The following is a 12,704-nucleotide window of genomic DNA, read 5'->3' on the forward strand; positions in this document are numbered from 1 at the left end:
ATCATTATACATGCCGAACCCTAAATTATTGGATGTAATTACCATACTTGAAAAGGCTGGAAAATATGGGATACGTTTTTCTCTTGAAGAAGATGAGCTGCTGTTGTTAATAGATCAGAAAGAAACGATTGACGAGCATTTTTTGCATGAGTTGAGAAATAATAAAGATTCCATTATTGCATATCTCAAAGAATACCAACCAGAGATACGGGAAACGGATTCCGCTAAAAATATCATTCATCCTTCCCGCAGGCAGGAAGTGGAATTTATCCCTTTGTCGTATAGCCAGGAACGTTTGTGGTTTATTGATCAATTGCAGGGAAGCACACAATATCATGTGCCTAATATATTCCGGTTGAAAGGAACTGTGAACAGAGCCGGATTGATATATGCATTGCAAACACTGGTTGACCGCCATGAAGTATTACGGACCGTTATATCAGCAGCAGCAGGTGTTGCGTCACAACAAATACTGGACAGCATGGCATGGCAACTTGAAATAGTGGAGGATACCCGGTATAATGAGGATACTGTAGCATTGCATTCCCGCATACAGGATATTATCTCAACACCTTTTGATTTGTCGCAGGACTACATGTTAAGAGCGCATCTGATAGTACCTGGAGAAGAAGAGCAAATACTGGTAATTACCATTCACCATATTGCGGCAGATGCCTGGTCTGTTGGTATTCTGATCAAAGAATTGATAACACTGTATAATGCTTTTACGGAAGATCGCCCTGCGCAGCTGCCATCATTATCTGTACAATATGCTGATTATGCTATCTGGCAAAGGTCCTGGTTATCAGGAAAAACATTGGCAGATAAAATTGCTTACTGGAAAAATAAGCTGGAAGATGTTTCGCCGCTGCAATTACCCGCCGATTACCCACGACCTGTTATTCAAAGCAGCCGTGGCGCTTTATACAGGTTTAACCTGGATAAGGAATTGTCTGATCAGTTAAAGGAAATGTCAAAGCAACAGGGCACCACGCTCTTTATGACTACACTAGCTGCTTTCAAAATATTGTTGTTCAGGTATAGTGGTCAGAAAGATATCTGTGTAGGCACTTCTATGACCGGCAGAGACCAAAAAGAGCTGGAAGGGCTGATCGGTTTTTTTATTAATACACTGGCTTTGCGCAGTAACCTTGAAGATAACCCGGATTTTATTTCCCTCTTACAGCAGGTAAAGCAAACAACCCTGGATGCTTATGGGCATCAGGAAGTGCCTTTTGAGAAAATTGTGGAAGTGGTAGAGAAGGAGAGAGATATGAGCAAAAGCTCATTATTTCAGGTAATGTTTGAACTGTTTAATACGCCTGATGTATCTGTACCGGAATTGAGCCAGGGCCAGTTGCAATTATTCAGGGAAAAGGCTGCACACGTTACCACATTGTTTGATATCGGCTTCTCCCTGGCCGAAAGCAGAGACGGATTAAGCGGGAATGTGGAATATTGTATTGATTTATTCAGTGAAAATACGATTGCCCGCATGGTACGCCATTATGAACAACTATTGCGGGAAATAATAAAAAATCCGAAGGCAGGTATTGATTCATACACTTTATTATGCGCTTCAGAAGCCAGACAGCTGCTGACGGAATTCAATAACACGGAGCAGGAATATCCGCAGGATAAAACTATTATAGAATTATTCGCATTGCAGGTGGCGCGCACACCTGATGCCATTGCCATTGTTATGCCGGGCGAATACCTTACCTACAGAGAATTGGATCGGCGAACAACTCAACTGGCACATCAATTATCCGCCAAAGGTATTACAACAGACAGGTTGGTGCCTGTTTGTATTGAGCGGTCTTTGAATATGGCGGTAGCTTTACTGGGCATTATGAAAGCCGGGGCAGCTTACGTTCCCATAGACCCGGCCTACCCGGCGGAGCGGATAGATTATATATTGGAGGATATCGGAGCAGACATAGTAGTGTGCAGTGAGGATTGTAAACACCGTATTACCGGAAATAAAAACATAGAAGTATTGGTGCCAGACTATGATATGGCAATATTGGAGAAATGTATTGCTCCAGATGCACCATCACCCAATCATCTGGCTTATGTTATCTATACTTCCGGTTCAACGGGTAAGCCTAAAGGCGTGATGGTGGAACATGGAGGAATGCTGAATCATTTACTGGCGAAGATAAACGAGTTGCAGATAGATGCTGAAACAGTACTGGCATTCACGGCATCATATACATTTGATATCTCTGTATGGCAGCTGTTTGCTGCATTACTGTGCGGAGGGCGTACCGTTATTTATCAGCATGAGCTTATTCTGGAGCCAGCCCGGTTTATGCAACAAATAGATGCAGACGGTATTACAATACTGGAATTGGTGCCTTCCCATCTGTCTGAATTATTACAGGAAGAAACAGGCGTCTCACTAAAGCAACTCAAATACATGGTGGTAACAGGAGAGGCAGTACATCAGTCCCTGTTGAAACAATGGTTTAATCACCGTGATTACGGCCGGATCCCAGTCGTGAATGCCTATGGCCCAACGGAAGCATCGGATGATATTACCCATTATATCATGAGAGAAGCGCCTTTGCGGACCAATATCCCATTAGGCAAGCCAATACAAAATTTGCGTATCTACATACTCGACAGCTTATATCAATTATGTCCTGTTGGTATAACAGGAGAGATATGTGTTGCCGGAATAGGTGTGGGACGAGGTTATCTCAATAATCCGGGATTAACAGCAGACCGGTTTGTGAAAGACCCATTTAATCCAACAGTACGTATGTACAGGACAGGGGATCTTGGCAGATGGTTGCCTGATGGTAATATAGAATACCTGGGTAGGGTAGACGATCAGGTAAAAATCCGTGGTTTCCGCATAGAGTTGGGAGAAATAGAAGCCGTGTTACAACAAAGCGAGCTGGTGAACCAGGCAGCTATACTGGTAAGACAGGATAACAGCAGCCAGAAAAAACTGGTAGGTTATTATGTCCCGGAATCTCAGACGGTAAAGGTAAAGGAAGCATTGTTATTTCAACAGCAGGAGAATGACTGGCATGAACTGTGGGAAACAGAATATGCGAGAACAGAGGAAGTTGGTAAAACAGCAGCAGAATTTAATCTTACCGGCTGGAATGATAGTTTCTCAGGTATGGCGATACCGGAAGATGATATGCGGGAATGGTTAAATGATATTGTTGAAGTTATATTGTCAGCGCCAATAACATCTATGCTGGAAATTGGCTGTGGCGCCGGTTTGATCTACTATCAAATGGTAGGGCATATAGAAAAATATACCGGTATTGATTTCTCCAGTGTTTCTATAGGTACTATCCGGCAGCGGATCAGTATGGGAGATAGGAATTATCCGGTTACTATATTAAAAACAGGCGCCGCTCATGAAATAACCCTGGATGCAGATGAAACAACAGACCTGATCATTATAAATTCTGTGGTTCAGTATTTTCCCGGGGAAAATTATTTATCGGATGTGCTGGATAAATGCATGCCTTTCTTAAAGCGGGGAGGAAGGATTGTATTAGGAGATATAAGAGATAATCGTTTACAGAAATTGTTTAAGTGCAGATTGAATCTGGAGAAATTTCAACCAAGGGCAGGCATCAGGGAATTCTGCTGGAAGGTAGACGAGGAACTGCTGAAAGAAGAGGAATTATGTTTATCACCTGAATATTTCTACCGGTTACAAAAGCGTTATCCGGAAATCACCGATATAGATATACAAAGACAAAAAGGCACATATATAAATGAACTGAGCCTGTACCGGTATACAGTTGTTATCCATGTGGGTATTGAAAAAGAAGTAATGGCGCCGCTATGGCAGCGTTGGGATGAAATCAGTGATATAGAAAGTATACGGAAGCAGATCAATAATAATGCAGCCGTTATCGCATTACAGGATGTACCCGATCCCCGGTTATGGAAAGAACGCTTGCTGGAAAATGGTTTGAAAGATCCATCCGTTCTTTCCGTAGGTGACCTGATGGCATGTATAGCACAACCGGACAAAAATACGCTGGGAGTGAATGAACTATTGTTTGCTGCCAGGAACAGGGGCTATCATTGCCGGCTGCTGTTGAATGAGCAGCCCCTGAAGATTAACCTGTTACTGGAACTACAGCCTTTCCCTGGATTTATAGCACCTGTAAACAGTAAATCAGCTGATACCAGTTATTGTATTACCGCCAATGTTCCAATGTATGCAAAGATCGCTGAGCTGCTGTCACAGGATATCCGGAAAAAGCTGTTACAGCAGTTGCCGGATTATATGGTTCCTACTGATCTGATAGCCTTGCAGCATTTACCTTTAACAGGTAATGGAAAGATAGACAGGAAATTCCTTAGCCAACGGGAAAACATGCAATGGAAAAGCCTGATCAACTATCAGTCACCCGTTACAACCATAGAGCTATTACTGGTTGATATCTGGCAGGAATTGCTGGGAGTAGCGCGTGTTGGTATTTATGATGATTTTTTTGAACTGGGGGGGCACTCCTTATTGGCAACCCGAACGGTATCCGCTATTCGGAAGTCATTGGGGGTAGAGTTAACTGTAAAAGACTTTTTTCTGTATCCTACTGTTGCCAAACTGGCAATATATCTTCAACAGCGGGACAAGGGATTGTTGTTGCCGGTTATTGAGGTGGGGCCAAGACCATTACATATCCCGTTATCGTATAGCCAGGAACGTTTGTGGTTCATTGATCAATTGGAAGGCAGTGTACAGTATCACATTTCTAATATACTAAAACTGAGTGGCAGTCTTGATAAAGATGCATTGGAAAATGCGCTGCGGAAGATTGTAGGCCGCCACGAAGTACTGCGCACTGTGATTGAACAGGAGGGAGGTATACCTTATCAGCGTATACAGGAGGAAAACGGCTGGGAATTAAAACTGGTATCAGATACTATATACAGGGAAGACAAACCGGCATTACAGGCATGCATAGCCGCTTTGATCGCTGTTCCTTTTGAGTTATCCCGGGATTACATGCTCCGTGCTCATTTAATCGTACTGGATGATGCAGAACATATGTTGGTTGTAACACAGCATCATATTGCGTCAGACGGCTGGTCTACCAGTATTATAGTCAGGGAACTGGGAGAATTGTACGAAGCTGCTATGGAAAAGCGTATTACCAGGCTAACTCCACTGAACGTTCAATATGCAGATTATGCAATCTGGCAGCGGAAATATTTGTTGGGTACAATATTGGATAAAAAACTGAATTACTGGAAAGAAAAACTGGACAGCGTTGATATAATGCAGTTACCAACTGACTACCCACGTCCCCGAATTCAGAGCAGCCGTGGGGCAGGTACTGTATTGAGACTGGAACAGACACTGCTGGATGAGTTAAAAACCTTGTCACGTAAACAGAGTACCACCTTGTATATGACGTTGCTGACAGTGTTCAAGGTGTTGTTGTACCGTTATAGCGGTCAGGAAGATATTTGTGTAGGTACACCGATAGCGGGGAGAACACAACAGGAAATAGAAGGGCTGATCGGTTTTTTTGTTAATACATTGGTGTTGCGTAGTAACCTTGGTAATAATCCTTCTTTTATATCGTTGCTGGAGCAGGTAAAACAAACAACTTTAGATGCTTATGAGCATCAGGAAGTACCTTTTGAAAAAGTGGTGGAAGCAGTAGTAAAGGATCGTGATCTGAGCCGTAATCCTTTATTCCAGGTAATGTTTGTACTGCAGAATGTACCTGAAACTTCGGACCTTCATTTGGGTACATTACAATTGTCCGGAGAATCCTTTAAAAAAGTTTCCACACCATTTGATCTCACGTTTTCAGTACAGGAGTTTGCGGATGGATTAGGAGTCAATGTTACGTATTGTACAGATCTATTCAGTGAGGATACCATCGGCAGGATGATGACCCATTATGAAACATTGTTACGCGCAGTAGTGGATGCTCCGCATGAAAAGATCGGGAACTTACCCATGCTTGGTGCTGCTGAAACCCAGCAGTTACTGGTTACTTTTAATGAAACTGCTGCAAAGGATTTCCCTCATCCTGATAAGACGATTATTGATATATTCAATGCACAGGTAGCGCATACGCCGGATGCCGCGGCATTGGTTTTTGAAGACGGGTATGTGACATATAAAACATTGGATGAACGAACTAATCAACTGGCTCGTTATCTGATTGCGCAAGGCGTAACTACAGAAACGCTGGTGGCCATCTGCATAGAACGTTCGCTGGAAATGATTATAGGAATACTGGGGATACTAAAAGCCGGCGGAGCATATGTACCTGTTGATCCGGAGTATCCAATGGAGCGGATCCGTTACATGCTGGAAGACACCGGCGCCGGCATATTGTTGAGCAACATTGCCTGCAGAAATAAATTACCAGACACCGGGCATACTGTGCACATTATCATGTTGGATGAAGATTGGCCGGTTATTAATGAATACCCGGGGAAAGCACCGGTTACTTCACTTATTCCTGCTAACCTGGCCTATATTATTTATACTTCCGGATCAACGGGGAAACCCAAAGGCGTGATGATTGAACATAGCAGTGTGGTGAACCTGGCCATTGGGCAGCGGGAGGCATTAAGCCTGAAAGAAGGAATGAGGACATTACAGTTTGCATCTTTAAGTTTTGATGCTTCCTGTTATGAAATATTTAATACACTATTAAGTGGCGGATGTCTTGTATTATGCCGGAAAGAAGATATTTTATCAACGGAAAAGTTTGAAGCCCTTATCAATAAGTATCAGGTAGAACTCATCACCCTTCCGCCTTCTTATCAGCATATGATAAGAGAAATAACAGGACCAGTAAAAACAATTGTATCGGCAGGTGAAACATTAAACAGTGCAGATGCGATATATCTTATGTCCAGGGGCATACGGTTAATAAATGCTTATGGGCCTACTGAAAATACAGTTTGCACCACCTTGTCTGATCAGCCGGTAAAAGAGAATGGGACAGTAGTAATAGGAAAACCAATAAAGAACATACAGGTATATATACTGGATGCACAAAAAGGAGTATGTCCTGTAAACGTAATAGGAGAGATCTTCATAGGAGGGGCAGGCGTTGCAAGAGGTTATTTAAATCAGCCCGGGCTGTCAGCAGAGCGATTTGTTCTCAACCCGTTCAGGAAAGGAGAGCGGATGTATAAAACAGGCGATTTGGGCCGCTGGCTGCCGGATGGAAATATAGCGTTTATAGGAAGGAAGGATAATCAGGTAAAAATACGTGGGTACCGCATAGAGTTAGGAGAAATAGAAGCGGTCTTACAATCTGCACCGGGTATTGATGAATCAATTGTGCTCGCGAAATTCAATAAGGAAGGGGATCAGGAATTGGTCGCCTATGTAGTAAGCAAGGTAACATTGAATAGCGCTGATTTATACGAGCATTTAAGTAAAGTGTTACCAGTTTATATGATACCCGGGAACTTTGTTCAGTTACCTTTTTTCCCTTTAACTACCAGTGGTAAAATAGACAGGAAAAGCTTATCAGACCTCAAAGGACTTGAAATGGAAACCGGTGTGGCTTATGCACCTCCGCGAAATGAAGTGGAAGAAAAACTGGTACTGATATGGCAGGAAATATTAGGTAAGGAAAGGATAGGAATAAAAGATAATTTCTTTGAATCAGGGGGACATAGTTTAAAAGCTACACGCTTAGCCCACCAGCTGTACAAGGTATTTAGCGTTAAAATATCTTTAAAGGAACTATTTATAAAAGCCGTACTGGAAGAACAGGCCCGGTTAATAAGTAAAGCAAAAAAAGCAGCTTATCAAAATATAATACCGATACCGGTACAGGAGCATTACGAGTTATCTCCTTCGCAATACAGACTATGGTTAATGGATCAAATGGGGATTGTTAATGCCTCATATAATATTTATGGTGAGTGCAAATTTGAGGAAGATATAGATCCGGGAGTTTTTAAGCAATCTATCAAAGAACTGGTGACCAGGCATGAAGTGCTCCGCACCGTATTTATTGAAACAGATGGTATACCGAAGCAAAAAGTAGTGAATGTAAACGAATTGAACTTTGATATAGACTTGGTAGCGGTTTCAGAAGAGAGGGAAATTGACGTAAATACGATTAAGCATAAAATATTTAACAATGAGTTTAAATTAGATGTATGGCCTTTATTTAAGATGCTTTTTATAAAAGAGGGGGGGCATAACAGGCTATTTTATTCAATGCATCATATTATCAGTGATGGTTGGTCAATGGAGTTGTTTGCAAGAGATGTATCAGCAATTTATAAATCGCAATTGACAGGTGATCCGGTTTTATTACCTGATTTAAAAATCCAGTATAAAGACTATGCAGGCTGGCAAAACAACCTGCTTTTAAACGAAGAAACAAATAGCCTGGAGGAATATTGGACATCTCATCTTAAAGGACAGCTACCGGATATGCGCTTGCCATATGATTATGAGGCTTACGCTGAAGTATCGGATAATGAAGCAAAGTATTTCGAATTATATATTGATGAAGCGAAAAAGAATGAGATAAACAAGTTTTTAGTTAATAGGAAAGTAAGCCTTTTCTCCTTATTGATTGCCGGTTTTAAAGTAATATTAAACAGATTGACAGGAGAGGCTGATCTGATAATCGGAGTCCCTGTTGCAAACAGAGAACATGATGATATAAGAGATCTGATAGGCTTTTTCCTCAATACATTAATGTTAAGAGATGAGTTGAAAACAGATAGTTTTTTCGAAGTATTTTTAGAACAGGTAAACAATACCATATTGGAAGGCCTGGAGCATCAATCTTACCCATTTGAGAAATTACTGGAAAAATTGAAGATTCAAAGGGACTATAATCGCTTTCCTGTCAGCTCCGTATTTTGTAATATGCTGAATTTTAATTCAACAGAGGAGATATTTTTACATAATAAGGTACCAAAACATGGAGAAGTAGCAGGCTATGCAAAATTTGATTTGGAATGCTACTTTAAAGAGTATACAGATGGAATTTCGGTAAAATGTATTTATAAGAGTAAATTATTTAAACCGGAAACAATTGAATACTGGATGAACGAATTCGTTTCGGTGATAAAACAAGTTGTAAGTAACTCACAGATTGAAATTAAAAAGATTAAAATATTTGAGCAACAGATATCAAGGATAAATGATCCGGTCCCGGTAAATCCTTTTACATATTTTAAGGAAGAATCTGTCAACCAGTCAATAATAACAAGATTTGAAGAACAGGTAAGGAAATATCCGGATAACATAGCCATTAACCAGGATGGTAAGTGTATCAGCTATTCAGCATTAAATGCGTGGGCAAATGGGTTAGCAGAAAAAATTATCACTATTACCGGATCAGCAGGAGTAAATACTGCACTGCTGCTGGAGCATGGGGAAAGTGCAATTACCGGAATGCTTGGCGTGTTGAAATCAGGGAATGTTTATGTGCCCTTAGACCCTCATTATCCTGTTAACCGGCTGAACTATCTGCTTGAGGATACAGGTTGCAGATTAATTATTGCAGATAACACTACCATTGAATTGGTAAAAACGCTTTCTAAAGAACGAAACGATATTTCGATAATTAATATCTCTGTTGAAATAGCACCTGTACAGGCAAATCCGGATGTGGAAATAAGCCCTGATAGCAAAGCATACATATTGTATACATCCGGCTCAACAGGTGTAGCTAAAGGAGTTGTTCAAAACCACAGGAATGTACTGCATTTTATAAGGGTGTATACCAATAATTTGCACATTGGTATAAATGACAAATTAAGTTTGCTGCCTGTTTATGGCTTTGACTCTTCGGTTATGGATATTTATGGTGGGTTATTAAACGGGGCCGCATTATATCCTTATAACTTAAAGCAAAACGGGACAATAGCGCTGGCAGCATGGCTGTATTCCAATAAGATTTCTATTCTTCATACAGTACCTACTATTTACCGGTATTTTATAGCAGGATTAAAAGAAGAGGTGTTTCATAATATAAGGTTGATTGTTTTAGGAGGAGAAGCTGTTTATAAAAGTGATGTTGAAAAGTTTAAAAAGCATTTTGTTGAAGGGGCTATTTTTATTAATGGATACGGGCCAACGGAGTCAACAATCACGCTCCAGAAATTCCTTGATCACAACAGTGTTATTACATCATTAAATATACCGGTAGGTTTTCCTGTTCAGGATACGCAGGTTTATTTATTGAATGAAAATGATGAAACAGCAGGAATTTATCAAACCGGAGAAATAGTTTACAAAAGTGATTATTTATCATTGGGATATTTGAATAAAGCATCTCAAACAAATGCTGTATTTACAATTGATCCGGTAACCAATGCAGGAAGGGTCTACAGATCAGGAGATATTGGCAGGATGTTACCAACAGGAGAAATCGAATTTATCGGCAGGAAAGATAACCAGGTTAAAATAAGCGGACAAAGAGTTGAACTTTCAGATATTGAACAGAATATACTGAGAATAGACGGTGTTCATGAAGCAGTGGTGTTATTCAGCACATTTAAAGAACAGGACCGGCTAATTGCGTATGTCAGGTCGGAAAAAGAAGTGAATGAGCACATGATCAGGCAAAAATTGCATAGCAACTTACCGCTTCACATGATACCTGATATTTACATGTTTATGGATAGCTTCCCGCTGACTACCACAGGAAAGATCAGCAGACTGGATCTGCCGGCTCCAACAGAAAAAGAAATTAAAAGCGCGGAATATACAGCTCCCCGTAATAAATTAGAAGAAAAGCTGGGACTGATATGGCAGGAAATATTAGGTAAAGAAAAGATTGGTATAAAAGATAATTTCTTTGAGTCAGGAGGAAACTCCCTGTTGGTGATACGTTTGATATGGGCCATAAGAAAAGAACTTGATATGGAAGTATCTACCATAGATGTATTTAGCTGTCCTACAATTGCATTATTGTCTGGGATATTGGAACAGCGTAATAACAGCGAAGTGTTGTCAGACATCGGGACAGAGGCTAACAAACATGTACTCTTGCTGAATAAGGGGAAAAAAGAATATCCCCTTTTCATCGCGCCGGGTACAACAGGTATCTGTGATGCCTATTTTGAATTGGCAGCTGCTTTAAATGATGTGGGCGCTGTATACGGATTATATATGGAAGGCCTGTTTGAAGGGGAACAACCGCTGGATAGTATTACAGCCATCGCTGCAAAAAACATTGCATGGATGAAGGAAATACAGCCTGTAGGGCCTTACCGCTTAGTGGGCCATTCTTTCGGAGGAATAGTCGCTTATGAGATGACGAAGCAATTGGAAAGTAACGGAGAGAAGATGGACCTCGTAGCTATATTAGACACTGTTGTCCTCTCCGGAAAAGAGAAACAGGTGGTTGATGCTGGCGGACAGGAGATCTTCACCAGCCTGGTGTGGGTTTTTGAACAATATAATATTATTGCATCGACGCACCCGTTGTGGGTAGCTGAATTGGGCTCAAAAGTGCTATCATTGGAACCGAAAGAAGTAGTACCTTTTATTACTGATTTTATTAAGGATAAAATCAACAGGGAGCATGCCGGGTTTATAATGAGATTGTTCAATACTTATAAGATGAATGCGTCTATACTGTATAATTTTGACGGCATAATTTATTCATCACTCTCTTTGATAAAGGCAGCAGTAACCAACTGGGCCGGCTTTGATGAGTGCCTCGGCTGGTCAAAATATGCTGCGGATGTAAAAGTATTTACTTCACCAGGGGCCCACTCATCTATGGTAAAAGATGATAATGCAAAAATATTGGCCGGATACCTGAAGGAACTGCTAAAGGGATGATAAGTAAAGCACCTGGCATTAAGTGAGATTTTCAGAAATATTTTGTTTTTCGGATTTGAAAATGTACTTTTGAAAGCGTGCCAATACATGCTTGATGCAGTGATTTACTGCTCCTTTTTTAACAGACAGTTTTTAATATCTTTTTAATCAGGAAACCTAAAGATAATAACCAGAAAAACTCAATATTTTCATTTTTTTCTATTATTTCCCTTACGAGTTAGAAAACAGATAAACAACATTGTGTTATACCCGTCTTAATCTGCAAGTAAATTGTACTTGCATGAGCGACAGCTTTACCAGTAAAAGTGTGGATTCCCTCAAAAATACAGACCATAATCAAACTGGATATACTGATCTGACTAATACTTTGTACTAATTCAAATAGATATTACTAGTCTTGTATGATCAAACTATTTATCTTCCTCATGGTTTTCATTGCTCGTTGGATTTTTTTTATTACTGATTTAAATAACCCGTCACAAGAAAAAATTTAAACCGCATAACACTTACGTAAAACGTTGAGCCACGTGTATTATTCTTCCCGCTCTGCAAAAATGTAATGAGTTTAATGACCAACTGAGCTTATTACAATGATCATTTTTTCCATACACTTCCTTACTGCCAGTAACATTTGTAGTTTACTGAAAGCGAAGCTTTGTTTTTATTTGTCGGTATCTGCGAATATTATATGGAAATATATTTATCAATCTTAACCTGTCCATATCTTACCTACGCCCCTTTACCAGCAATTAATTTTCCGCATTCACTAAAATAGCCAGACAGGCTACCGTAATCTTTTACCCGAATTTATAATAATTGATGCATCCCGCTCTGTAGTGCGATGTGATGCAATCCTGTTTTAAACTTTCTGCTCAACACTATTGTAAAAAACCATCAACTATATAACCCGATT

The 12,704-nt window shown here is 40.4% G+C and carries 1 protein-coding gene; it reads left to right on the forward strand.

Annotated elements, in window-relative coordinates:
* The first annotated feature begins 10 nt into the window (after window positions 1-10).
* Window positions 11-11,791: a non-ribosomal peptide synthetase gene (locus CLV51_RS22900; protein ID WP_106530411.1), complete on the forward strand. Its 11,781-nt coding sequence runs from the start codon at window positions 11-13 to the stop codon at window positions 11,789-11,791.
* Window positions 11,792-12,704: the final 913 nt, after the last annotated feature.

The sequence above is a fragment of the Chitinophaga niastensis genome (genome assembly GCF_003014755.1).
GTDB lineage: Bacteria > Bacteroidota > Bacteroidia > Chitinophagales > Chitinophagaceae > Chitinophaga > Chitinophaga niastensis.